This is a genomic window from Micromonospora parathelypteridis, from assembly GCF_014201145.1.
In the GTDB taxonomy this organism is placed as follows: Bacteria; Actinomycetota; Actinomycetes; order Mycobacteriales; family Micromonosporaceae; genus Micromonospora; species Micromonospora parathelypteridis.
On record NZ_JACHDP010000001.1, the window covers coordinates 6,204,054 to 6,228,613 of the forward strand.

20 protein-coding genes are annotated in these 24,560 nt (G+C 69.2%); 12 read left to right on the forward strand and 8 right to left on the reverse strand.

What is annotated here, in order from left to right:
- The first annotated feature begins 58 nt into the window (after positions 1–58).
- The 7 genes from HNR20_RS27890 (at position 59) to HNR20_RS27920 (ending at position 10,489) form a co-directional block, all read left to right on the forward strand.
- Positions 59–877, forward strand: coding sequence for a basic amino acid ABC transporter substrate-binding protein (locus HNR20_RS27890; RefSeq protein ID WP_184185806.1), 819 nt, complete (start codon positions 59–61; stop codon positions 875–877).
- Between the two features lie 76 nt (positions 878–953).
- A complete protein-coding gene (locus HNR20_RS27895; protein WP_184185809.1) occupies positions 954–1,748 on the forward strand; it encodes an amino acid ABC transporter permease in 795 nt (264 codons plus the stop codon).
- Between the two features lie 5 nt (positions 1,749–1,753).
- Positions 1,754–2,593 carry an amino acid ABC transporter ATP-binding protein gene (locus HNR20_RS27900; protein ID WP_184185812.1) on the forward strand — a complete coding sequence of 280 codons (840 nt, stop codon included), beginning with the start codon at positions 1,754–1,756 and terminating at the stop codon, positions 2,591–2,593.
- A 378-nt stretch (positions 2,594–2,971) separates the two neighbouring features.
- The gene (locus tag HNR20_RS27905) at positions 2,972–3,976 is read left to right on the forward strand and encodes a multicopper oxidase domain-containing protein (protein ID WP_184185815.1); all 1,005 of its coding nucleotides are present in this window, start codon (positions 2,972–2,974) and stop codon (positions 3,974–3,976) included.
- Positions 3,977–3,999: 23 nt separating this feature from the next.
- On the forward strand, positions 4,000–7,944 hold the full coding sequence (locus HNR20_RS27910) for a ThuA domain-containing protein (protein WP_184185818.1): 3,945 nt from the start codon (positions 4,000–4,002) through the stop codon (positions 7,942–7,944).
- A gap of 8 nt (positions 7,945–7,952) precedes the next feature.
- Positions 7,953–9,479 (forward strand): OmpL47-type beta-barrel domain-containing protein, encoded by a 1,527-nt coding sequence (locus HNR20_RS27915; RefSeq protein WP_184185821.1) that lies wholly within the window; start codon positions 7,953–7,955, stop codon positions 9,477–9,479.
- Between the two features lie 32 nt (positions 9,480–9,511).
- Positions 9,512–10,489: a hypothetical protein gene (locus HNR20_RS27920; protein ID WP_184185824.1), complete on the forward strand. Its 978-nt coding sequence runs from the start codon at positions 9,512–9,514 to the stop codon at positions 10,487–10,489.
- A 166-nt stretch (positions 10,490–10,655) separates the two neighbouring features.
- On the opposite strand, the gene HNR20_RS27925 is transcribed toward HNR20_RS27920, so the two are convergent.
- The 3 genes from HNR20_RS27925 to HNR20_RS27935 all read right to left on the reverse strand — a co-directional run bounded on the left by HNR20_RS27925 (position 10,656) and on the right by HNR20_RS27935 (position 14,118).
- On the reverse strand, positions 10,656–11,789 hold the full coding sequence (locus HNR20_RS27925; protein ID WP_184185827.1) for a DUF1996 domain-containing protein: 1,134 nt from the start codon (positions 11,787–11,789) through the stop codon (positions 10,656–10,658).
- A gap of 238 nt (positions 11,790–12,027) precedes the next feature.
- Positions 12,028–12,558, reverse strand: a complete 531-nt coding sequence (locus tag HNR20_RS27930; protein WP_184185830.1) for a hypothetical protein — start codon at positions 12,556–12,558, stop codon at positions 12,028–12,030.
- Positions 12,559–12,765: 207 nt separating this feature from the next.
- Positions 12,766–14,118, reverse strand: a complete 1,353-nt coding sequence (locus tag HNR20_RS27935) for an MFS transporter (RefSeq protein ID WP_229687269.1) — start codon at positions 14,116–14,118, stop codon at positions 12,766–12,768.
- 236 nt (positions 14,119–14,354) lie between these two features.
- Between HNR20_RS27935 and HNR20_RS27940 the strand changes: the two genes are divergently transcribed.
- Positions 14,355–14,957, forward strand: coding sequence for a TetR/AcrR family transcriptional regulator (locus HNR20_RS27940; RefSeq protein WP_184185836.1), 603 nt, complete (start codon positions 14,355–14,357; stop codon positions 14,955–14,957).
- Positions 14,958–15,048: 91 nt separating this feature from the next.
- On the opposite strand, the gene HNR20_RS27945 is transcribed toward HNR20_RS27940, so the two are convergent.
- Positions 15,049–15,753, reverse strand: coding sequence for an SDR family oxidoreductase (locus HNR20_RS27945; RefSeq protein WP_184185839.1), 705 nt, complete (start codon positions 15,751–15,753; stop codon positions 15,049–15,051).
- A gap of 114 nt (positions 15,754–15,867) precedes the next feature.
- Between HNR20_RS27945 and HNR20_RS27950 the strand changes: the two genes are divergently transcribed.
- Complete coding sequence (locus HNR20_RS27950; protein WP_184185842.1) at positions 15,868–16,251, forward strand: MerR family transcriptional regulator; 384 nt, start codon at positions 15,868–15,870, stop codon at positions 16,249–16,251.
- A 66-nt stretch (positions 16,252–16,317) separates the two neighbouring features.
- Positions 16,318–16,794: an SRPBCC family protein gene (locus HNR20_RS27955; protein WP_189062308.1), complete on the forward strand. Its 477-nt coding sequence runs from the start codon at positions 16,318–16,320 to the stop codon at positions 16,792–16,794.
- 31 nt (positions 16,795–16,825) lie between these two features.
- Here the strand turns inward: HNR20_RS27955 and HNR20_RS27960 are convergent, their stop codons facing one another.
- Entirely contained in the window at positions 16,826–17,920 is a 1,095-nt protein-coding gene (locus HNR20_RS27960) for an ROK family transcriptional regulator (protein WP_184185848.1), read from the reverse strand.
- A gap of 50 nt (positions 17,921–17,970) precedes the next feature.
- Between HNR20_RS27960 and HNR20_RS27965 the strand changes: the two genes are divergently transcribed.
- A complete protein-coding gene (locus HNR20_RS27965) occupies positions 17,971–19,188 on the forward strand; it encodes an MFS transporter (protein ID WP_221309947.1) in 1,218 nt (405 codons plus the stop codon).
- Between the two features lie 53 nt (positions 19,189–19,241).
- Here HNR20_RS27965 and HNR20_RS27970 read toward each other — a convergent pair whose 3' ends face one another.
- Both HNR20_RS27970 and HNR20_RS27975 read right to left on the reverse strand, forming a co-directional pair.
- Positions 19,242–20,570, reverse strand: a complete 1,329-nt coding sequence (locus tag HNR20_RS27970) for an alpha/beta hydrolase (protein WP_184185854.1) — start codon at positions 20,568–20,570, stop codon at positions 19,242–19,244.
- Between the two features lie 98 nt (positions 20,571–20,668).
- The gene (locus HNR20_RS27975) at positions 20,669–22,054 is read right to left on the reverse strand and encodes a serine hydrolase domain-containing protein (protein WP_184185857.1); all 1,386 of its coding nucleotides are present in this window, start codon (positions 22,052–22,054) and stop codon (positions 20,669–20,671) included.
- 180 nt (positions 22,055–22,234) lie between these two features.
- On the opposite strand from HNR20_RS27975, the gene HNR20_RS27980 reads away from it, so the two are divergent.
- Positions 22,235–23,611: an FAD-dependent oxidoreductase gene (locus tag HNR20_RS27980; protein WP_184185860.1), complete on the forward strand. Its 1,377-nt coding sequence runs from the start codon at positions 22,235–22,237 to the stop codon at positions 23,609–23,611.
- A 21-nt stretch (positions 23,612–23,632) separates the two neighbouring features.
- On the opposite strand, the gene HNR20_RS27985 is transcribed toward HNR20_RS27980, so the two are convergent.
- Positions 23,633–24,487 (reverse strand): hypothetical protein, encoded by an 855-nt coding sequence (locus tag HNR20_RS27985; protein ID WP_184185863.1) that lies wholly within the window; start codon positions 24,485–24,487, stop codon positions 23,633–23,635.
- Between the last annotated feature and the right edge of the window lie 73 nt (positions 24,488–24,560).

Below are 24,560 nucleotides of genomic sequence, written 5' to 3' on the forward strand. Positions count from 1 at the left end.
AAAGTCTTTGCACCACTGGCTTCCTGCGACTGGGAAGCCGAATCGGAGGGACACAGCCGTGAGGTTCCAAAGCGCCGTCCGCCAGGCCGGTCTCGTCGTGGCGGTCGCCGCCCTCGCGGTGACCGCGGGATGTGCCAAGAAGGACGACAGCGAGGTCCAGGCGAGCGGGGTCAAGCTGGTCCAGGCGGGCAAGCTGACGGTCTGCACCCACCTGCCGTACCCGCCGTTCCAGTCGAAGGACACCAGCGGCAAGGTCACCGGCTTCGACGTCGAGATCATGGACCTGGTGGCCAAGGACCTGGGCGTCGAGCAGACGATCATCGACACCCCGTTCGAGGGGATCAAGTCCGGCCAGGACCTGAACACCGGCAAGTGCGACGCGGCAGCTGCCGGCATGACGATCACCGCGGAGCGGCAGCAGGTGATGAACTTCTCCGATCCGTACTTCGACGCCACCCAGGCGATGCTGGTGAAGGTCGGCAAGCCCTACAAGTCGCTCGACGACCTCAAGGGCAAGAAGGTGGGCGTGCAGGCTGCCACCACGGGCCGTGACTACGCCAAGAAGTTCGAGAAGGAGAAGGACCTGCAGATCGTCGAGTTCGAGGATCTCGCCGCCGAGCAGCAGGCCCTCGCCAACGGCCAGGTCGAGGCCGCCGTCAACGACCTGCCGGTCTGGACCGAGTACCTCAAGGCGAACCCGGGCGGGTTCCAGGTGGCCGCCGAGTTCGACACCGGCGAGCAGTACGGCTTCTCGGTCAAGAAGGACGGCAACCCGGAACTGCTCAAGAAGATCAACGAGGCGCTGGCCAAGGCCAAGCAGGACGGCACCTACGACACGATCTACGAGAAGTGGATCGGCAAGCGGCCGAGCGCGTGATCGAGGCTCACAGCAGGAGGGCGTGCGTCTCGCGCGCCCTCCTCGTCGGTAATCTCCGGGAAGGCAACGAGCGAACGTGAAGCTGCGACGCCGCCAGCGGGAGCGGTTGTCCCTCGGGCTCCAGTACCTGGTCTTCATCGCCATCATCGCCACGGTGCTGTTCGCCGCGGACTGGGACAGGTTGAAGGACGCGTTCTTCCGCGTCGACATCATCAAGTCGATGTTCCCGACGATCATCACCGTCGCGCTGCGCAACACCGTCCTCTACACGCTGGGCGCGTTCGCCTTCGGTCTCGTGTTCGGCACCATCCTCGCGTTGATGAAGCTGTCCCGGGTGGCGCCGTACCGCTGGGTGGCGACGGCGTACATCGAGCTGTTCCGGGGTCTGCCCGCGCTGCTGGTGCTGTTCCTCGTCGGGTACGGCATTCCCATCGCCTTCCCGGAGCGGGAGATTCCCGGCGGCGTGTTCGGTTCGATCGCGATCGGTCTCGGGTTGACTGCCGCCGCCTACATGGCGGAGACCATCCGGGCTGGCATCCAGGCCGTCCCGAAGGGGCAGATGGAGGCGGCACGCACCCTCGGCATGTCGCACTTCACCGCGATGCGCACGATCGTCATCCCCCAGGCGTTCCGGATCGTGATCCCGCCCCTGACGAACGAACTGATCCTGCTCACCAAGGACTCGTCGTTGGCCTACGTGCTGGGCGTCACGGCGCAGACCATCGAGATCACCAAGTTCGGTCGGGACATGCTTAACGACCGGGTGAACGCCACGCCGCTGCTGGTGGCCGGCCTCGCCTACCTGATCATCACCCTGCCCCTGTCCCAGGTGGTACGACGCCTCGAACTCCGCTACGCCAAGGCTCGGTGACCCGAATGACGACCTCCCAATCCCGCCCTGCCGTCGAGATCCGCGACCTGCACAAGTCCTTCGGGCCGCTCGAGGTGCTCAAGGGCATCGACTTCGAGGTCGGCCAGGGCGAGGTGGTCTGCGTGATCGGGCCGTCCGGGTCCGGTAAGTCGACGTTGCTGCGCTGCGTCGACCTGCTGGAGGAGCCGACGGCCGGCAAGATCTGGGTCAACGGGGTCGAGATGACCGACCCGGACGTCGAGATCGACGCGGCACGCCGTGGCATCGGCATGGTCTTCCAGTCGTTCAACCTGTTTCCGCACCTGACCGTCCTGAACAACCTCACCATCGCGCAGCGTCGGGTGCTCCGACGCAGCCGTGCCGAGGCCGAGCGCGTCGCGCGGGTCAACCTGGAGCGCGTCGGGCTGACCGACAAGGCCGACGCGTTCCCGGCGCAACTCTCCGGTGGGCAGCAGCAGCGGGCGGCGATCGCCCGGTCGCTCTCGATGGAGCCGAAGCTGATGCTCTTCGACGAGCCGACCTCCGCGCTCGACCCGGAACTGGTCGGGGACGTGCTCACCGTCATGCGCAAGCTGGCCGAGGACGGCATGACGATGATGGTGGTCACCCACGAGATGGCGTTCGCCCGCGACGTCGCCGACCGGGTCGTGTTCATGGACGGCGGCGTGGTGGTCGAGCAGGGGCCGCCGCAGGAGGTGCTCGGCGCGCCGAAGCACGAGCGGACCCGTGCGTTCCTGTCCCGGGTCCTCGACCCGACCCATGTCGCTCAACTCGGTCAGCCCGACCAGTCGCCCGAGCCGCCGGAGGCCACCGGCCTGCCGGCCGACGACCGCCACAACGTCTGACCAACCCATCCCGTACGTCGCGACGCCGGGCTGCCCCACTGATGGGGCAGCCCGGCGTCGTTCTCTGCGGCGGCCCGCTGATCGTCGAGGCGGATGAGCGGTCTACCCGAGACTGAACTGGCCCGGCTGCCACGCTGGCGGCCTGCGTGTCAGGTTCATGTCAATCGAAAGACATCGTGATGTCAAGGTAATCTTCTTGCAATAAGACCTGGACTTTCGTCGATGGATTACATAAGTTGCTGACATCCATCGAAAGTTCTGAGTCTTCCGAGCAGAGTCCGCGACGAGCCTCACCTCAGTCGTGCTGCCGCCGCCTGTGCTCGGCGGTCGTTGCACCCTGCCCTCGTCGCGTCTTCGCCCGGTTGGGAACGGAGACCCATGGACGATCACGCCGGTGGCTCCCACCGCCACCTGTCCCGCAGATCCCTGATCGCCACCGGGGCGCTCGCCGCCGGGGCGCTGGGCGCGTCCGCCCCGACGATCGGCACCGCGTTCGGAGGCAGCCCCGCACAGGCTGCCGCCGGCGTCACGAAGAAGGTCACCATCTACGCCGAGCAGCTGCCCGGCGGCCTGTTCGGCTACGGCCTGGCACCCGGCCAGGCCACCGTACCGGGGCCGATTCTGGAGATCTACGAGGGTGACACCCTGGAGATCACCCTGGTCAACACCACCAACCAGCGGCTGTCCATCCATCCGCACGGGGTGGACTACAGCACCGAATCCGACGGCAGCCCGTTGAACGCCTCGTTCAACAATCCCGGTGAGACGCGGACGTACGTCTGGCGCTCGCGGGAGATGTTCGCCGCGGCCGGCCGGCGGTTCATGCCGGGCAGCGCCGGCTACTGGCACTACCACGATCACGCCATGGGCACCGACCACGGCACCGCCGGGGTGGCGAAGGGCCTGTACGGGGCGCTGATCGTCCGGCGGCGCGGCGACATCCTGCCGTCGAAGCAGTTCACGGTCGTGTTCCACGACATGATGATCAACAACCGGATGGCGCCGGCGACCCCGATGTTCGAGGCGAACCTGGGCGAGCGCGTGGAGTGGATCGCCATCGGGCACGGCAACCTGTTCCACACCTTCCACCTGCACGCGCACCGCTGGGCGGACAACCGCACCGGGATGCTGGAGGGGCCGAGCGACCCGAGCCTGGTGATCGACAACAAGGACCTCAACCCGGGCAGCTCGTTCGGATTTCAGGTGCTGGCCGGGGAGGGCGTCGGGCCCGGCGCGTGGATGTACCACTGCCACGTGCAGACCCACTCCGACGGCGGTATGGCGGGGATCTTCCTGGTGCGCAACGCCGACGGCAGCATGCCGCCAGGCGCCGAGGAGGCGATCCACCGGTTCCAGGGCCACACCCACACGCACGGAAGCTGACCCAACCGAAAGTGGGGACGGGGATGACCAGAAGATCACGACGAGCCCTCGCCGCGATAGCGGCCTTCGCGGCACTGATCCCGGCGACGACGGCAGCAGCCGCGCCGGGAACGGCAGCCGCACCACGAACGGCAGCCGCCGCGCAGCCGCAGAAGACCGCGGTCCTGGTGTTCCACGGGCCGGTGGCCGAGCAACAGGATCCGGTTTCTCGCGCAGTGGACACCATCAAGCAGCTTGGCGCCGCTCATGACATCGATGTCACGAGCACCACGGACCCGGCCGTCTTCACCACGGCCGGGCTGTCGACGTACCGCAGCGTGGTCTTTCTCTCCGCGACGGGCGCCGCGCTCAACCGTGACCAGGAGTCGGCGCTGCAGAGCTACATGAAGGCCGGCGGCGGTTTCGTCGGCATCGCCGACGCCGCTCGTGCCCAGGTCGACTCGGCCTGGTTCACCGGCCTGATCGGCACCCGGCCGGCGGGCGCGATCCCGGTGGCCGAGCCGGTGGCCCGGGTGACCGCCAGCGGCGAGAACCCGCCGAACGAGACCAAGGAGAAGCTGACCGACGGCGACGCCAACACGAAGTGGCTCGTCCGCACCCCGACGGCCTGGGTGGCATACGAGCTGAGCGCAGCCAAACGGATCACCGGGTACGCGCTGACGTCGGCCAACGACTCCTCCGGCCGGGACCCGAGGGACTGGACCCTGCAGGGCTCCACGGACGGCCAGAACTGGTCCGATCTGGACCGACGCACCGGCCAGGTCTTCGGTGACCGGTTCCAGACCCGCCGGTTCGACATCGCCACGCCGCAGGAGTTCTCGCGCTACCGGCTGAACATCACCGCCAACAGCGGTGAACCGCTGGTCCAACTCGCCGACCTGCGCCTGTTCACCGGCACCACGACCGCGCCGGAGCCGCCCGCGGTGAACCGCGCGGTGGTCAACATCCTGGACCGGAAACACCCGGCCACGGCGTCGCTGCCGATGACCATCACCCGGTCGGATCGCTGGGAGAACTGGGACCCGAACCCGATCGGCACCGTGCACACGCTCGCCCAGGTCGAGGAGCGGCACTACAACCCGGGGGCGGCCGCGAACGGCGCGTTCCACCCGGTGTCCTGGTGCCGGGACTACGACGGCGGCCGGTCGTTCTACACCGGCATGGGCCACACCGAGGGCAGCTACGGCGAGGAGGCGTTCCGCACGCACCTCACCGGAGCCCTCAACTGGACCACCGGCCGCGTACGCGGCGACTGCCAGGCCACGATCGCCGCGAACTACAAGGTGGAGCGGCTCACCGCGGCCAACCAGACCGGGCAGTTGGACCAGATCGGCGAGCCGCACGGCCTCAGCATCGCGCCCGACGGCACGGTCTTCTACGTCGGCAAGGCGGCCTGCCCGAGCGGCCCGATCGCCGACTGGAGCAACCCGAACGTCGGCCTGGGCTGCGGCACCATCCACTCGTGGGACCCGCGAACCAAACAGGCCAAACTGCTCACCACCCTGGAGGTGATGGGTAACCGGGGCAGCGGCTCCGAGCTGGTGAAGAACGAGGAGGGCCTGCTCGGCATCGTGCCCGACCCCGCGTTCGCCGACAACGGATGGCTCTACGTCTACTGGATGCCGCACGACTCGGTCGACCGGGTGCAGCGGGTCGGGCAGCGCACCGTCTCGCGGTTCACCTACGACCGCCAGGCGCAGACCATCGACCAGGCCACCCGCAAGGACCTGCTGCAGTTCCCGGTGCAGATCCACAGCTGCTGCCACGCCGGTGGCGGCATGGCGTTCGACGCCAAGGGCAACCTCTACGTCGGCTCCGGCGACAACAACTCCTCCGAGGGGTCACAGGGCTACTCCGGCAACAACTGGACCCAGGAGTACCAGGGGATCTCGTTCCAGGACGCCCGCCGCACGTCGGGCAACACCAACGACCTCGCCGGCAAGATCATCCGGATCCACCCGGAGGCGGACGGCACGTACACCATCCCGGAGGGCAACCTGTTCCCGCCGGGCACCGAGAAGACCCGGCCGGAGATCTACGTGATGGGCGTACGCAACATCGCCCGTCTGCAGATCGACCCGGTGCACCAGTGGCTGACCGCTGGCTGGGTCGGCCCGGACGCCGCATCGCCCAGCCCCACCCTGGGCCCGGCCAAGTACGAGACCGCCACCATCATCACCTCGGCCGGTAACCAGGGCTGGCCGTACTGCATGGGCAACCGGCAGCCGTACCGGGATCGCAGCAGCACCGACGCGACCGTGCTCACCGGCTGGTACGACTGCGACAACCTGAAGAACGAGTCGCCCCGCAACACCGGTCTGGTGGACATCCCCGCGGCCCGGGACAACATGATCTGGTATTCGCCGGACGGCGGCGGCCCGGTGTTCCCCGAGCGGACCGACGGCAGCGGCCTCCCGACGTACGTCGCGGCCGACGCCACCTACACGCAGCCGTACCTGCGTGGCGGCGGGCAGGCCATCATGTCCGGCCCGACGTACCACCGCGAGCTCGTCGACACCAACAGTGGCGTGGCCTGGCCGGAGCACTGGGACGGCAAGTGGTTCATCGGCGACCAGTCGAACGCGACCAACCGGGTCGCGGTCACCGTCGACCCGGCCGGTGTGCCGCAGGCCGCCCCACCGGTGTACGCCGAGTCGCTGCGGGCCATCATCCCCAGCGGCAACGGTGACACCCGGCTGCAGAGCTGGATGGACGCCAAGTTCGGCCCGGACGGCGCTCTCTACCTGCTGGACTACGGCGGCGGGTTCTTCAGCCTGCACCCCAACCAGAAGCTGATCCGGGTCACCTACACCGGAGGCGCGCCCACCCCGGCACCTGCCGCTACGTCGGTCGCCGTGCAGAACAAGCCGTTGACCATCGCCTTCAACGGCTCCCGCTCCGGCGGCGTCAGCCACCGGTGGGAGTTCGGCGACGGCGCCACGTCGACCGAGGCGAACCCTCAGCACACGTACGCCAAGGTCGGCACCTACACGGCGAAGCTGACCGTCACGTACGCCGACGGTGAGACGGCGACGGTGCAGAGTACGGTCACGGTGGGCTGCGCGGCGCCGGACGACCGGCAGAACGTCTGGCTCGGCGACACCGACACCGGGGTGCCCAGTCGCACGGTCGGGCAGGGTTGCACCATCAACGACCTGATCGACGACGAGAGCACCTGGGCCGACCACAACGGATTCGTCCGGCACGTGAGCGCGGTGACGCGCACGCTGCAGGATGACGGCCTGCTCAACGCCCGCGAATCCGGCACCCTGACCCGCCTGGCCGCTGCGTCCGAGATCGGCCGGGACGGACACACCGGGTACGAGCCGCTCTTCAACGGCACCGCCGAGTCGCTGCTCGGTTGGCAGCAGGCGCCGTCGGGATCGTTCAGCATCCAGCCGGACGGGGCGCTGCGGTCCAGCGGTGGCCTGGGCATGCTCTGGCACACCAAGGAGTTCGGCGACTTCTCGCTGAAGCTGCAGTTCCGGGACATCGCACCGGGCACGAATCGGGCCAACACCGGCGTCTTCACCCGCTTCCCGGACCCCCGGATACCGCTGGAGCAGCGGCCACCGGGCAGCTGCGGAACGGTCGGATCGGCCCGGACGTCGCAAGCCTGGGTGGCGATCTACTGCGGACACGAGATCCAGATCTACGACGGCGAGACCGGTGAGCCGCAGAAGACCGGTTCGGTCTACAACTTCGACTCCGTGCCGCTCGCCCAGGCCGGCGTGACTCCGAAGGAACAGTGGAACGACTACGAGATCCGGGTCGTCGGGCAGCACTACACGATGATCCGCAACGGCGTGGTGATCAACGAGTTCGACAACACACCTGGCAAGCAGTCCTCCCGTGCCGGCGATCCGCCGACCGACCTGCGGCAGTTCCTCCGCGGCTTCATCGGCCTGCAGAACCACGGTGACAACGACCTGATCGAGTTCCGCAACGTCCGCGCGCGGGAACTCTAGGAGAAACGATGACCCGACGACTCACAGCTGCGCTGTCGGCGCTCCTGCTCACGGTGATTCCGTGGACCGCGACGCCGGCCTCCGCCGCCCCGCGCGTCGCGGAACAGGTGTTGACCTGGACCGCCGACGACAGCATCACCCAGTACAAGTCCGCACCCGCCCAGGCGGTGGCCGGCGCCACCACCATCATCTGGGAGAACAGCGCGGCCACCGGCAACACCACCGGGATGCCGCACACGCTGACCTTCGACACCTCCACCGAGGGTTACAACCACGACGTCACGATCAACATCCTGGCCAGTCCGTTCGACGCCAACGACGGACGCCACCAGGCGACCGTCAACCTGACCCCGGGCCGGTACCGCTACTTCTGCTCGATCCCGGGCCACAGCCAGATGGTCGGCGAGTTGGTGGTCACCGACGGTGGAGGCGGCGGCGACACCACGCCGCCGACGGTCGCCGGCACCGTGGCCGGTGAACGCGACCAGGACGGCAACTACCTCGGCGCGGCCACGGTGACCGTCACGGCCACCGACGCCGACTCCGGTGTGGAAACCGTCGAGTACCAGGTCGACGACACCAGCTTCCAGCCGTACACGCAACCGGTGCAGGTGACCGCCATCGGCGACCACTCAGTGCAGTTCCGTGCCACCGACCAGGCCGGCAACACCAGTGCCGTCGGCTCGGTGTCGTTCCGGATCGTCGAGCCGGGGGACGAGGACACCACCGCGCCGGTGGTGACGGCGACCCTGGCCGGTGACCGTGACGGCGACGGCAACTACATCGGTACGGCCACCGCCACGCTGGCCGCCACCGATGCCGGCTCCGGTGTCGCCACCATCGAGTACTCGCTGGACGGGGCCGCCTTCACCGCGTACACGAACCCGATCGTCGTGAACACTGCCGGGATGCACATGCTGCACTACCGGGCGACCGACGTCGCCGGGAACACGTCGGCGGAGCAGATGTCCCACTTCACCGTCGTCCCGCCGCCCGCCGAGGACACCACCCCACCCTCGGTGTCCGCGACGGTCGCCGGTGAACGCAACAGCGACGGCGCGTACGTCGGCGGCGCGACCGTCACCGTCATCGCGACCGACGACGACTCGGGTGTGGCGTCGATCGAGTACGCGGTCGACAGCGGTGCCTGGACCGCGTACGCCAGCCCGGTCGCCGTGCGGACCGTCGGCGCCCACACCCTGCGGTACCGGGCGACCGACGCCGCGGGCAACGTGTCCACCGAGCAGTCGACGACGTTCACGGTGGTGGCCGACGGCACCGACGGCTGCGCCGACTCGGACACCCGGGCCACGGTGATCATCGACGGCGACGACACCGGCGTGACCAACGTCGACACCGGCGACGGCTGCACCATCAACGATCTGATCGACGAACACGCCGACTACCCCGGCCACGCCGAGTTCGTCCGGCACGTCGAGGCGGTCACCGCCGCGCTCGTGACCGGCGGCACGCTCAACCGGCGGCAGCAGGGCGCCATCGTCCGGGCCGCGGCCCGATCGGACGTCGGCGCATGAGTCCTCGAATCTCATCGACAGGGAGTACAACGATGCCCGGACGTACCGTCGTCAAGCTCGCCACCGTGAGCGCCTTCGTCGCCGCCTCGGTGTTGGCGGTGGCGCCCACCGCACACGCCGACCTGGTCACCCACTGCATCGGCACCGGCGGTGCCGTGACCGTGCCCAACGACCTGTTGGTGCCGGCCGGCCAGTCCTGTGCGCTGACCGGCACCACGATCACCGGCAACGTCACCGTCGCGGCCGGCGGCAACCTGGTGGTTGCCGGTGGCCGGGTCAGCGGCGAGATCCGCGTTGCCGCGGACGGCTACCTCGACGCCACCGAGACGACCATCGGCGGCCAGGTGGTGCTGGCCGCCGGCGGCTACGGCGTATTCCTCAAGGACGCCCGCAGCGGCAACGTGACGGTACGGCCGAAGGGCTCCACGACCATCGACAGCTTCCTGTTCGTGGAAAAGTCGACGATCGTCGGGACCGTCAACGCCGCCGCCGGTGAGGTGCGGCTCGACCGCGGCACCCAGGTGGAACGTAACGTCAGCAGCACCGGCACCTACTACACCGACGTGCACGACTCGTTCGTCGACGGCACGCTGTCGGTGCTGAACAGCGCCACCGGCAGCGTGGTGTGCGGCAGCGCGGTCCGCGGCCAGGCCACCTTCGCCGGCAACCTGGGTGGCGTGCAGCTCGGCCCGAACGGCAGCCTCGACAGCTGCGCCTCCGGCGGCTACTGGGGCCGGGACGTCAGCATCACCAGCACCACCGGTGGCGTCACCGTCGACGACAACATCATCGACGGCCAGTTGACCGTGACGTCCAACGACCCGGCCGCCCAGGTGGCCGCGAACAACCGGATCCGCGGCGGCGTGACCGGCGACCAGGCCGCTGCCACCACCAACCGGGCCGCCCGGATGGCCGCTCCGGACCGGGAGGACGCCGGCGATCAGCGGGCCGAGACCCGTCGTACCTCGGCGGTGCAGGAGGCCACCGAGGCGGGCGCCGCCCGGCTCTAGCTGATCGACGCGACGGCGGCCGGCCACCCTGGACCGAGGGGTGACCGGCCGCCGCCGTCGTACCGCCGGGGTGTCGGCGGCCGCCGACTTCCTCAGCCTCATGCGTACGGCGTGATCGTCAACCCGGGGCCGGTGCGTACACACCGACCCCGGGTTGCAGATCACGCTAGAAGTTGCCGGCCGAATTGCACTTCACGCCCTGGTCGAGGCAGTTGCGCACCCGCGCGGCGAGCGCCTCGTCCTTCCACGCGTTGAAGAAGTCCGCGTGCATGGAGAAGGACGTGCCGGACGCGAGGGTGATGCCGTCCGTGTTCGCGCTCAACGGATACGAGATCACGAAGGACACCGACGGGACGGGCACCGGGTGGCTCTTCGGGCAGGCCCCGGTGTGGTCACCGTTGGCCATGTGCGCCTTGTGGTCCGGGCTGTCCAGGTGCTTGCCGTCCCAGCAGTCCGGGAAGGTGATCTGCCGGACGATGTTCGCGGTCTTGGCGCAGACCGGGAAGGTCTTGTCGGCGCTGCGGCCGATCTCGCCGCCGATACCGGCGCACCAGAAGTGATTGCCCTGCTTGTCCGGGGTGTCGACCTGGTTCTTGGCGTTGCCGGTGATCATGCGCAGGCCGAACGGGAAGGGCTGGGTCTTGCTCGGATCCTTGAGGCGAGATCCGTAGTAGACGGTCACCTCGGTCGGGTCCACGATCTTGCCGTTCTGGTACATCGTCGGCACCCAGTAGGCGGACTGGTCGTCCGGCGAGTTGCAGGTGGTCGCCTTCGACGCCCGCAGCGATTCGGCCGTCGAGTTGGCATCGGTCGACCTGTTGCCCCAGAACGTGTGGTTGTGCGAGCCGCCGACCAGCTTGGGCAGCACGATCGGGTCGTCGCTGTTGTGGTGGCTGGTCTTACAGCCGACGTTGAACTCGGGCACCTTGACCGGGTTGCCGGTCACGGTCTTGGGCTTGCGCGCGAAGAACGCCTTTGTCGCGGCGGCCTGTCCGGCCGGATCGATGGTGATCCAGCCACCAGCCGCGGTGGGCGGGGCGGCACTGGTCGGCGGGGTGCTGGGCTTGCCTGGAGTGGACGGGGTTACCGGGGCGGCCGACGCGCTCGGTGTGGCCGACGGCTCGCCCGGGACGGCGGACGTCGACACCTCGGGGTCGGACGAGCCGATACCGGTGTCGCTGGACGGGCTGGACGCGCCGGGAGTGCCCGGAGCCTCCTTGCACCCGCCGGCGAGCGCCAGACTCACCAGCAACAGCGCGGTGACGGAACGACGTCGTCCAGGGGTGGATCGCAGATTCATCAATGGGGGCGCACCTTTCTTCCGAGAACGAAGAGTACGAGTTGGCCCCCTGATTGCTTCTAACTGAGACGATTAAATCTGCCTTAAATATCGCTCCGCGATTGCCTGATCGGCTTTGCGGAGCGGCCGAGCTGTCGGATCAATCTCATTTCCCTGTTTTCTCGCTAAAAACTGTAATCGACGGTTCCGGCGTCACTCCACTTTTATGAGTGCGGGCCTCCCTGACGACCGCGCTGCGTCAGCAGCTGTCGCGTGCCTTGCGCAGGAAGGCCTCGCGCGACACGATTTTCGTCGAGTCCCGCCCGCGCGGCGCCAGCACCTCGTCCGGGCCGATCCGCGGGAGATCCGCGAGGGTGAAATCCACCGAGATCGCGCGATAAGAGCTGAGACTGTAGGTGACCCCCGGCCGGAGTTCGGTGAGCGGCTCGACGTCCACATCCATGCCCGCCTCAGCCGCGGGAATGTCAGCGCTGTCGTCGACCTCCCAACCATCCGGCGGCTCACCGAACAGGACAACCTCCACGACCTCGCTCGTGGGTCGGCCGTTGACGCCCCACTTGATCAACGGTCGCTCGCTCGCGTCGTCCGGGTGGTCGTTCTCGAACACGCCGATCTGCTCGAATGTGCTGTCGCACGGGACCAGCACGCCGACCGGCTGACCATCGTGGACAGCGAGGGCGACAAGTGGCTCGTCAGGTGGGGTGCAGGCAGCAAGGAGTCCGAGAAGCGATAGCGACGTCAGAATGCGAATGGTCCTCTGTGGGCGCATGTCCGCAGCTTTCCGTGAGGACATCACACACCGACACCCCAACGGTCACGAAAGGGGGTGGACCGGTGGCGCCGCGTAGGCGTTGAAGACGCTCGGGTCGTTGACCAGGGACGCCCTGATGTAGGGGCTCCACTCGTCGGGTGTGCTCCATTCCGGGTGCCGGGCCGCGGGCTGGTGTCGCCGCGGCCCGGCCCTTGTCCGGTGTTGTCAGTGGGCGTGCGGGAGGCTGCCCAGCTCCGGCTTGCCTGGGGGGACCAGTGCCGGAACGAGGACGGCTGCCGCAGTGGCGACGATTGCCGTCGCGGTGTAGGCGTCGGTGAATCCGTCGATGGAGGGTGCGCTGGTGAGCCCGGCCGCGGCGAGGGTGGAGGCCGTCGCGACGCCGATGGCGCCGCCCAGTTCGTGGAAGGTGTTGAGCACGCCGGAGGCGAGTCCCTCCTCTCCGTGGTCAACGTGTGCCAACGCGGAGGTGGCGGCGGTGACGAATACAGGGCCGACTCCGGCCGCGGCGATGACTATGCCGGGCAGCAGCCCGACGTAGACCGTGCCGTCTGCAGAGAGCTGCGTGAGCAGTCCCGTGCCGACTGCGACCAGCGCGAGGCCGGTGGCGGCGACTGCCCGCGTGCCGATGCTGGCGACCAGGCGGCTGGCCAGGTGCGCCCCAACCCCGGTGGCCAGTGCGGCGGGCAGAAACAGCAGTCCGGTCTCCAGTGCGCTGAGGTGGCGTAGGTGCTGCAGGTACAGCGAGCCAAGGAAGAACACTGAGATCAGCAGTCCGGAGCCCATGAGCATCAGGAACGCGCCCGCGACCACGGGCCGGCGGACCAGCATCCCCACGTGCATCAGCGGGCTACGTGCCGTTCGTTCGATGCCGACGAACACCGCGTACAGCAGGGCGGCGGCAGCCAGCGGCACCAGGGTTGCCGCGGTGCCCCAGCCGGTGTCGCCGGCGGTGACCAGCCCGTAGATGAGCGAGCCGGTGGCGGCGGTGACGGCCAGCGCTCCGAGGATGTCGATGCGCCGCTGGTCGCGGTGCGGTCGCGGGCCGGCGGGGACGGTCGCCGGGAGGAACGCCAGCACCGCGGCGCCGACCGGCACGTTGACGAAGAAGGCCCATCGCCAGCCGGGACCGGCGGTGAGGACGCCGCCCGCCAGCACTCCGGCCGCGAAGCCGATGCCGCCGAGCCCCGCCCACACGCCGAGCGCCTTGGTGCGCTCGTGGCCATGGAAGGTGGCGGTGACGGTCGACAGTGCCGCAGGGGACAGCAGAGCCGCTCCGATGCCCTGTGCGATGCGTCCGCCGATCAGCAGCGTCTCGTTCTGGGCAAGCCCGGTGCCCAGCGAGGCGACGGTGAACACCGTCAGCCCGACAAGCATCATCCGGCGGGCTCCGAAGAGATCCGCGAGCCGCCCGCCGAGCAGCATCAGCCCGCCGAAGAACAGTGTGTAGCTGGTGATCGCCCAGGTGAGCGCGGTGCGGTCCAGTCGCAGATCGGCGCCGATCTCGGGGAGGGCGACGTTCACCACGGTCACGTCGAGTATCAGCATGAACTGGGCCACGCTGATCAGCGTGAGCGCCGCCCAGCGTCGCGAATGTGCCGAAGTCCCGGGCTTCGGCGAGCTGTGCAGCGCAGATGAGGGATGAGGCATCGGGCGTTCCGTTCCTGGTGATTGGAGGGGCGCGGCGGCGATCACGGCGCCCGTCCAGGCGAAAGTCGTACAGGTGTGTTCGCTTTAAGCTACCTCAGGGAGTGAGAAGTTGAACAGTGCTGTTCGACTACTTGTATGATCTGGCCATGGCGCGCACCAAGGACCACGGAGGCCGAGGGGCCGGGACGCCCAAGAGGGCCGACGCGGAACGCAACATTGCGGCGATCATCAACGCCGCCACCGAGTGTTTCGCGCGTGACCCGGACGCCAGCATGACCACCATCGCCAAGGCCGCCGGTCTGGGCCGGGTCACTCTGTACGCGCATTTCCCGTCCAGGGAGCAACTGCTGAGGACGGTGCTCGCCGAGACGATCGCCGAGAGCGCCGGCATCATCGAGGCCGCTGCACCTGACGCAGGGCCGCCCGCCGAGGTGTTCGCCCAGCTGATCCGGTCCTGTTGGCCACTGCTCAGCAGATTCGGCAGCCTGCACGCCGCCGTGCAGCGCGCCCTGCCCGCCGACGAAGTGCGCCGACGCCACGATCAGCCATTGGCCCATGTCGAACGGCTCGTTGCCCGCGGCCAGGCGGAGGGCGCCTTCCGCACGGACCTGCCGGTCGAGTGGCTGGTCACCACCGTCTACACATTGCTGCACGCGGCCGCCGACGAGGTCGCCGCCGGGCGGCTGGCCGCAGAGTCCGTCGGCGAGATCCTCGAAAAGACCCTGTTGGCCACGCTCAGGCCCGAGTAAGAGCATCGGGGTAGCGATCCGCCGCCCGCACAACTCAGATCATCCAGCCGGTGGTCAGTCGCCGGTCCTGGCCCAGCGCGAGCGTCGACCGCTACCGCCCACTCACGCTGTAGAAGGCACTTGGGTCGTTGGCCAGGGACGCCTTGATGTACGCGCTCCACTCGTCGGCGAGGACCTCGATCTTTCCGGCCTCGATGCCGTCCAGTGCGACACGTACGACGTCGGCGGGGTCGATCTTGTCGCCGTCGTAGTTGGCCATCATGTCGGTGTCCGCGCTGCCCAGGTGCAGGCCGGTCACGAGGGTGCCCTGGCCGGCCAGTTCCAGTCGGATCCCGTTGGTCAGACTCCATTCGGCCGCCTTCGCCACCGCGTAGGCGTTGGCGCCGTCGTAGGAGAACCACGACAACGCCGACAGGACGTTGAGGATCCCCCCGCCGCCATTCGCGCTGAGCACCGGCGCGAACGCCCGGACCATGCTCAGGGTGCCGTAGAAGTGCGTGTCCACCTCGGACCGGATCTTGGTCAGATCGCCGGTGACCAGGTTCGTGTACGTGGCGATCCCTGCGTTGTTGATTAGCAGGGTGACGTCGGACGCGACCGCCGCCGCTGCCTCGACGGATCCGGGGTCGGTGATGTCCAACCGGAGCTTCTCGACGCCGGGGATGTCGATCGCCTCCGGTCTGCGAGCCGTGGCGTACACCTTGGCAGCGCCGCGTTCCAGCAGCTGCTGGGCGAAGTGCCGGCCGATGCCACGGTTGGCGCCGGTGACCAGTGCGATCGAACCGGAGATCTGCATGAGTTGTCGCCTTCCTGGCGGGTTCAAGGACGAGCCGTACGCGGGCTACGCTAGAACCTGACGTTGACGTCAGAGGCAAGTCGTGTGACCGGTGTCACCGGCGGGGGAGGAACGATGCGGATCGGTGAACTCGCCACGCAGACCGGGGTGTCCGTACGAGCCCTGCGCTATTACGAGGAGCAGGGGCTTCTCGTGACCGCACGGAGCAGCGGCGGCCAGCGCCACTACCTCGACGGCGCGGTCGACCGGGTGCACCTGATCCAGATGCTCTACGCCGCCGGCCTGTCCAGCAGGACCATCCTCGACCTGCTGCCCTGCGTCGACGCGAAGGTCAACACCCCGGAGTCGCGGGCACTGCTCAACGCCCAACGCGTCCGTATCGATCAGCAGATCACCCAACTCCTGCAGGCGCGAGACCGGCTCGACGCGGTCATCGCCCACAGCCAGAGCCCGGCCAGCGGCTGCACCCGGACGGACGCCGAGGCCCTCGTGCGATAGCGGGCGCGGCGCGGCAGGACCAGCCAGCCGATGTGCCGTCGGTCCTGCACGGTTTACGGTGTGTGCGTGATGGTGCGGACAGAATGGACCATGCCCCACCCGCCTGGCGTGTTGTGGCCGGCGCTCTGTGACTCGCGACTTGAGCTGCAGCCGCGCTGCCCGGTGTTCTACCTGGGCACTCCCCGACCTACGTCGTGCCGCCTACCCGACGGCCCCGGCGAGGTCGGTGCCACCCGGCAATGCGTCTCGGAGCAGGGTGTGGTGCGGCAGCGGATCACGGTGTGGGAGCCGCCGACCCGACTGGCGTTTCACATGGAGTCGACGGACCTCCACTTCCACCGCTTCGTCGACCACCTCGGAGACGTGTTCGAGTCGACGCCGGTCAACGGCGGCACGCGGGTCATCCGGACCACGACAGTGACGGTCCGTGGGTACGCGCGCGCCGCGTTGGAACCGGCGCTCTGGGTCGGGCTGAAGTCGGTGCACCGCTTCGTGTTTCGCAACTGGCAGAAGATGGCGCTGTCGCCACCGGCAGCCGTGTGATGTTGCGCCGCTCAGGGGGAGTGGTCGGCCCTCAGATCGGGGCAAGCTCCGGGATGCCGTAGTGCTGGTCGAGGACCTGCATGGCGGCGCCCGCCGCGATGACGTCCGCGCCGAGACTGGACAGGGCCACCTTCGTGGTGAGCCAGTCCGTGCGTCGCGCATCCGCCTCAACGGCCTCGGCGACTGCCGCCAGGTAGGTGCTCGAATGCCGCAGGAGATCCGCGCCCGCCAGCACCACGTGGGCGAGGTCGAGTGTCTGGAGCAGGTTGACCACGCCCACTGCCACGACACGTGCGGCGCGTGCGACGTCCCCGGCCTCGGCGGCGTGGTTGTGCACGATCTCCAGACATCCGTCACGGCCGCAGACGCAGCGGGGCCCGTTCAGGTCGACGACCGTGTGACCGAATTCTCCCGCGTTGGTGTGTGCGCCCCGGTGGGCGGTGCCGCCCAGCCAGAAGCCGCCGCCAATGCCGGACTCGATCATGATGAGAGCCGCGTCGCCGAACGTCGCGCCGTGTCGCCAGGCCTCGGCCGTGATCCCGGCGGTGACGTCCTTGTCGAGGTGGACGGGCAGGCCCAGGTGTTTCTCGGCGATCTCGCGCAGCGGCACGTCGTGCCAGTGGCGCAGACCGTGGGCGCCGCGGACCAGACCGTGGGCGTGGTCCAGCGGGCCGATCATGCCGATGCCCACACCGGTGAGTCGACCCCCGAGGTCGTTGATGCCGGTGATCGCCTCGATGCCGGATGCCAGGGCGTCGAGCAGCTGCTGCGGGGTGAAGTCGCCGGGTAACGGGCTGACCGCCGAATGGTGCACGGTGCCGGCGAGATCGACCAGGACCAGCCGCAGCGTGCGCCGGGCGACGTGGGCGCCGATCGCGTACCGGCTGTGGGGGACGAGTTCGTAGACGACCGCGGGCTTGCCGACGCCGGGGCGGCGGGCGCCGGTGGGGCGGATCAGGCCGTCGACGGTCAGGCGGGCGATGACCTTCGAGACGGCCTGCGGCGTCAGGCCGGTGGCCTCGACCACGGTCGAACGTTCGAACGTTCGGACGGTACGTCCTACCGCCATGACCAGTGCCTGGTTGTAGCCGCGCAGGAAGTTGACGTCCGCAGTGATGCGAGTCATCTCGCCACCCTATTACGCAACGCTGTTGCTAAATTCTCTCGGTGATCGGAATGAGCAGAGGTCGACGGGTGGCGGCGCTCGTCGCACTGGCGCTGGGTGGAGTCGCGATCGGCCTGACCGAGTTCGTGGCGATGGGCCTACTGCCGGACATCGCCCGCGGCCTGCTCCCACAGGAGTACGCCCAGTCGTCGTCGGGCGCGGTCGCCCGGGCCGGCTGGATGATCACCGCGTACGCGCTCGGCGTGGTCGTGGGGGCGCCCCTGATCGCCGCGCTGAGCGCGCGCCTGCCCCGTAAGAAGCTCGTCCTCGGGCTGCTCGTCCTCTTCGCCGTGGGCACTGTCGCCTCCGCGATCGCCCCGACCTTCGATCTGGTGCTGGTGGCTCGGTTCGCGGCCGCGCTGCCGCACGGCGCGTACTTCGGAGCAGCCGGCCTGCTCGCGGCGACCCTGATGGGCCCCGGCAACGAGGCCCGTGGTTTCGCCATCGTGCTCAGCGGCCTGACGGTGAGCAACGTGGTCGGCGTACCCCTCATCACACGGCTCGGGCAGGCGGCCGGCTGGCGCGCCGCCTACCTGGTCATCGCCGGCGTCTTCGTGCTCACCCTGCTGGCGGTGCTGGCGGTCGTTCCGGAGGTGGCCGCGGCGGTCGACGGCTCGCCGGCCGCCGAGTTGCGGGCGCTGCGAACACCGCAGGTCTGGCTGGTCGCCGTAACGGGCGCGGTCGGTTTCGCCGGGTTCTTCGCGGTGAACACCTACATCGCACCGGTCACCACCGACGTCGCCGGTCTCTCGGCCGCGACGGTGCCGTGGGCGCTGGTCGCGGTGGGTCTCGGCATGACCGTCGGGAATGCCCTGGGCGGCTGGTTCGCAGACCGCGACCTGCAACGGAGCTTGGTCATCGGCTTCGTCGCGATGATCGTCAGCATCGCCGTGTTCAGCCTCGTCGCGTCGACCCCTGTCGGCCTGTTCGTGGGCGCGTTCCTGGTCGGCGCGACAAGTCTCTATCTCGGCCCGGTCCTGCAGGCGTGTCTGATCACCGCTGCCCCGGGAGCGCAGCTGATGGGCGCGGCGCTCAACCAGTCGGCCACGAACATCGCGAACAGCCTGGGAGCACTCCTGGGCAGTGTCGCCATCACCGCGGGACTCGGTTACCTCGCACCGGCCCGGGTGGGCGTCGTCCTGGCGATCCTCGGGCTGGTGCTGGGAGTGGTCAGCTTCGCCGCCCTGCGCCGCTCACGGGAGCGGGTGCCGGCCACCATCACGAGTTGAGGTGGCCGGACCCGCTGCGGGCGCAGACCGCCCAGCACGCTCGCGGCAGGCGCTCAGAAGTCGTCGACGCTGACCGTCACCCGATGCGCGCTCGATCTCCAGTTGGGCACGGTGATCACGTCGTACCCGCCGCCGCGCTGACCCACGGTCAGCCGCACGAGGCCGAGATGCGCCGGGGTCGCCGGGATGAACAGGTCCATGCCGGTGATGAAGGTCTGGCTGAAGAACTCCGGCAACGGAGCGGTCAGATCGGTCACGCCGTCGCTGCCGTCGTCGAACGCGAAGATGGCGATCGTCCTCTTGAGGCGTGGCGTGTTCGCCGCGTTCAGGACATCCCTGCCGTTGATCCAGAGGTTGTCGCCGGCATCGCCCTGGTCCCCCCACCATTCCTTCTGGCGTTGGATCGTCAGCGCCGTGTGCCGGTCGCTGGTGTCGACCAGCGCGCCGAGACCCTCGCCCGGCACGCTGGTCGCCAGCCGTAGGAACGAATCCGAGCGCAGGAACGGCTGGAAGTAGAAGTGGTGGGTAGCGGCGCCGGGGCGCACGATCGCGAACTCGTAGCGGGCCGTGGCGAGCACCGCGAAGGGGCCGAACGAGCCATCGCCACTCAGGGACACCCGATGCGCGGGCCGGTGCGACAGCCGACCGCCGGTCAGGGGGTTGACCGGGTAGACCTCGAGAGTCGCGTCGGTGACGCCGACGTTGCTCGGGAAGAGCACCGCGCGGCCAGAGACCCGCGCCGCACCGAATAGTTGGGGCACGATCCGCGTCGTGCGGGGCGCGCGACCCTGGAGGAAACCGAAGATCTCGCCGAACGACTCCGGCGACGACACGGTCTGGGTGTGGGACTGGTCGGGGAGGTACACGTTTGTCGCGCCGACGATGGCGCGGGCCGGGTCGCCCTCACCCCAGATCGCGAGGGTGGGCACGCCGCCCGGCGGGGAGGTCGCGGTGCGCCCGTCCAGGTTGACATAGTGCGCGACCCGGGCGGCGCGCGCCGGTGAACTGGTCAGATAGCCCTGCATGACGAAGGTGCCCAGGGAGTGCGCGAGCAGGTCGACCTTGTCCGTGCCGGTCGCCGCCAGCAGGCGGGAGATCCGCGCGTCGAGCCCCGCGTAGACCTGGGGCAGGATCGCCGCGATGTTCGGTGAGTCGTACTCGTGCGCTTCGATGATGTCGATCGGGTAGCCGTTGCTGGCCAGCCGTTTGGCCTGGGACTGGAATTGCGAGGCCGATCCGGCACTGCCGTGCACGAAGATCACGGGACGGTACGTCGGTGTGGCGGCGGCTTCGGCGGCGCGGGGGACGGGGGCGACGGACAGGCTGACGGCGAGCGCGACCCCGGCCAGCACGGAGAGCAATCTGCGGCGAGACGTGTGCATCGGTCCTCCACCTTGAGGGACGAAGTATTTGCACTACTAGCGCAAGTATCGTGTCAGGGCGGGGCGCGACGGTCCACACCTTCCTGCCGGGCCCTCGGTCAGTTGACCTCTCTGGCGAGCAGGTCGCCGACGGCGGCGCGGACCGGATCGGGGTTCGCCCAACTCCAGTTCGGGTGCGCGCGGTTGGTGAGCAGGGCGAGGACGAGTTTGCGATTGGGGTCGACCAGGAGCGACGGGCCGGCGAAGCCGGTGTGGCCGAAGGTCCGGCTCGATGCCAGCCTGCCCATGAACCACGTCTGGTTGAGGACGACCCCGAGGCCGTGGGCGGCGGTCCGGTTGGGCCGCTCGGGGTCGACGGCGGGCTTCCCGGCGTTGTGGTTGGTGAGCATCTGGCGCACGGTCGCCGCGGCGAGGATGCGCTTGCCCTGGTGGGTCCCCCCGTTGAGGAGCATCTGCCCGATGGCCGCGAGATCGGCGGCGGTCGCGAAGACGCCGGCGTGACCGGCGATGCCGCCGAGGTGGTTGGCGACGTCGTCGTGGACGGTGCCACGGAGCAGACCCCGAGACGAGCGGGCGTCGGTGGCGGCGAGGCGGCTGGCCTTCGCGTTGCTCGACAGCCAGGTGTTGGGGTTGAAGCCGGTGTCTTTCAGGCCGAGCGGGCCGGTGAGGTTGCTCTTGAGCGCCTGGTCGAGCCGCTGACCGGTGACCTTCTCGACGATCTTGCCGGCGACCATGAGCCCGACGCTGGAATAGCGGAACGTGTCCCCGGGCACGGCGCCGGAGACCAGCCCGGTGGTGAGCACGGCGTTCCAGCGCGCCGCGTTGTCGGCAAGGCCGGTGACCTTGGCGCCGACGGGGAGGCCGCTGGTGTGGGTGAGCAGCATCTCGACGGTGATCTGCTCCTTGCCCGCTCCGGTGAAGGCGGGCAGGTAGTCGCGGACCGGGGCACCCAGCTCGACGCGCCCCTTGTCGACCTGCTGCAGCAGCAGGATGGCCGTGTACACCTTCGTGACCGAGGCGAGGTCGAAGATCGAGTCGGGGCGCATCGCCACTCGCTTGCTCGCCGTGAGGAGCTTCGGGCCCGCGCCGTAGCGCAGCGCCTCCCCGACAGCGGTGTGCACTGTCGTCTTCCCGTCGACCAGGACGACAGCGACGGCACCGGGGAAGCCCTTGTGCGTAACGGTCTGCGGTGTGGCGGGCAGATGCTTGCGGAGCAGTGCGGTCACGTCCTGCGCGTAGCGGGCCTGGCCTGCCGGCACGGCACCGCCGCTCGGCGACGCGGTGGTGCTCGGCGCGCCGGAGGGCGGCCTGGTGTTTCCGGCCGAGCCGAACCCCACCCTGTTCCCGGCGGCGTCGGTCGCGGTCACCGCGTCGCCGGGACCGGCCGCACCGGGCTCCGGCGCGCCGTTGTCACCGCAGCCGGTGAGGGCGGAGGCCGCGGCGGCCAGGCCGGCCCCGAGCAGAGTACGACGCGCAACGGACATGCCGGAGATCGTGGCAGTTGGCATCGATGTGTGCCAACCGACCCGCCCGAACGTCGTTGGCGTCGACCCCATCAGCCGACACGCGGTCACCTGCTGGGCACTGTCAGTTGGCGTTCGGTGGATGTGCGACGATCGGCGGGCGTCACGCCGAACGACCATTCGTACCCCTTGGAGAGCACGATGTCCCTCTCCCCATCCCGGGTCTTCGCCGAGCTGAACGCGGTGCGCCCTCCCGACCAGCCGTCGCCGACCATGGGCACGGCAGTCGTGGTCGGCGGCAGTGTCGCCGGCCTGCTGGCCGCCCGCGTGCTGTCCGATTACGCCGACAGCGTCGTCATCATCGACCGCGACGACCCGCAGGTGACCGGCGCGCGTCCCGGCGTACCCCAGGGGACGCAGCTGCACGCGCTGCTGCCCGGCGGCTTCTTCCAACTCGAGCGCCTGTTCCCGGGGTTCCGCGACCAGGCCCTGGCCCGTGGGGCGGTCGAGGCGCCGCCCGCGGCCAGACGGAACTACCTCGACGGGCGGCCGAAGGTCGTCGTCCCCGACGACGCCGACAGCCTGGCCGGCAGCCGACCACTCCTGGAGGGCCTGATCCGCCAGCAGGTGCTCCGGCTGCCGAACGTCAAGACGGTCACCGCCCGTGCCACCGGTCTCGTGTTCGACGGCACCGCGGTCACCGGCGTCCGTTACGACGTCGGTGGGGTGCCCGGCGTCGAGAGTGCTGACCTCACGGTGGACGCGATGGGTCGTTCGAGCAGACTCTCGACCTGGCTGGAGCAGGCCGACTGGGACCGGCCCGTCACGCGACGGATGAGCGTGCACCTGAACTACGCGACGGCCCAGTTCCGACGGCCAGCGGTGACGCCAGCATTGACGGTCGCCCTGGCGCTGCACACCGCGAAGATGGCCTCGGACGTGGCCGGCGCCGCGTTCTTCGCCATCGAGGATGGCCGGTGGATGGCCATGATGGCCGGATACGGCGACAACCGTCCCGGCCACACCGCGGAGGATTTCATCCGCCGACTACGGGAGCAGTTTCCACCCGAGTTCGGCGATGTCGCCGGCCAGGAGATGCTCGGCGGCGTCCAGACCTACCACCATGCCGACAGCCGACGACGCGACTTCCACGCGCTGAAGCGGTTCCCGGCCGGGCTCATCAGCGTCGGCGACGCCGTCGCGTCATTCAACCCGGTGTACGGCCAGGGAATGACGGCCGCGGGCCTGCACGCGGCCTGCCTGTCGACGTACCTGCGGTCCAACCCGGATCTGACCCAGCCCGCGCACGAGTACCTCGCACTGCAGAAGGTCGTGGTCGACGCCGCGTGGTCGACGTCGACCTCCGCCGACCTGGCGCTGCCCCACGTCGACGGGCCCTACCCGCACGGCTACCGGATCACCAGCTGGGCCAGCAGGCAGATCATCGCCGCGACCGTCACGGACGTGGCGACCGCGCGACGGTTCAACGAGGTCGTCTCCATGCGGGCGCACCCACTGTCGCTGGCCAAGCCGGGCGTGCTCCTCGGCGCCCTGCGGGCCAACCGCCGCGCACACTGACGGTTGGCTCGTCCCGTGCGGTCAGAACGTCCGGCCTGCGATGTCCAAGGACGCCCGATAGCCGAGCTGCTGCACCACAATGTCCACGTCGAGGGCCGACCCGACCGCGCGGTCCAGGTCCTCGCGGGTCCGGTCCAGCTCGGAGTTACCCAGCTCCCGAAGCCACTCGCGTAGCAGTAGCAGCCGCAACTCGGACCCGGCGAACTCGGCGAACTCCATCCGGCCGGCCTTGTCGGCCCGGTCGAGGAGTTGATCCGCGAGCGCCGGGGACGCCTCGATCCCGCGTCCGGTCAGGCTCAGCACCAGCCGGTGCTGCTCCATCCGGGCGGCCATCGCGTCGGCGACCAGGACGATGCCGGCCCCGGCGCGGTACCGGACGATCGGGTTGTGCCGGCTGACCGTGGCCATCAATGTGCTCAACTCATGTCCGTCGGTCTGCCTGCGCAACTCCAGCAGGTAGGTCGTGGTGAGCACCTGAAGCCGGCGCTGGGCACGCCGGACCGGGCTGATGGACGTCACCCGACGGACACCACCCGCGAGCTGACGCAACGACAGCAACGCGCGCTTCGGGGAGTCCTCGAAGGAGTCCGCCACGTCCTGCTCGATCTCGGCCCGCTCGTCAAAGTCGAGCGCCTCGCCCGCGAGGAACTCCGCGAATGCCAGCACCTCGTCCAGGTGTCCACGGGTCAGCCGGAATCCACGAGCAGTCGCGACGACGGTGGCCGGATCGGCGGGGACGGCACGGCCGCCGACGCCACCCGCTGGAAAACCGGACACACCTTCCAACCAGTGTTCGGTCGCCAACGGCGTGCCGGCCCACCGGCTCGCCTCGGCGGTCGGCTCGGCAGTGGTAACAGTGCTGACCGGTGTGGACATCAAAACCTCCGGGGGTGACAAGCGCGGGCGCACCGGGCCGGGCGGCCCGTGCATCTCGCCTTCGTCGGGAACC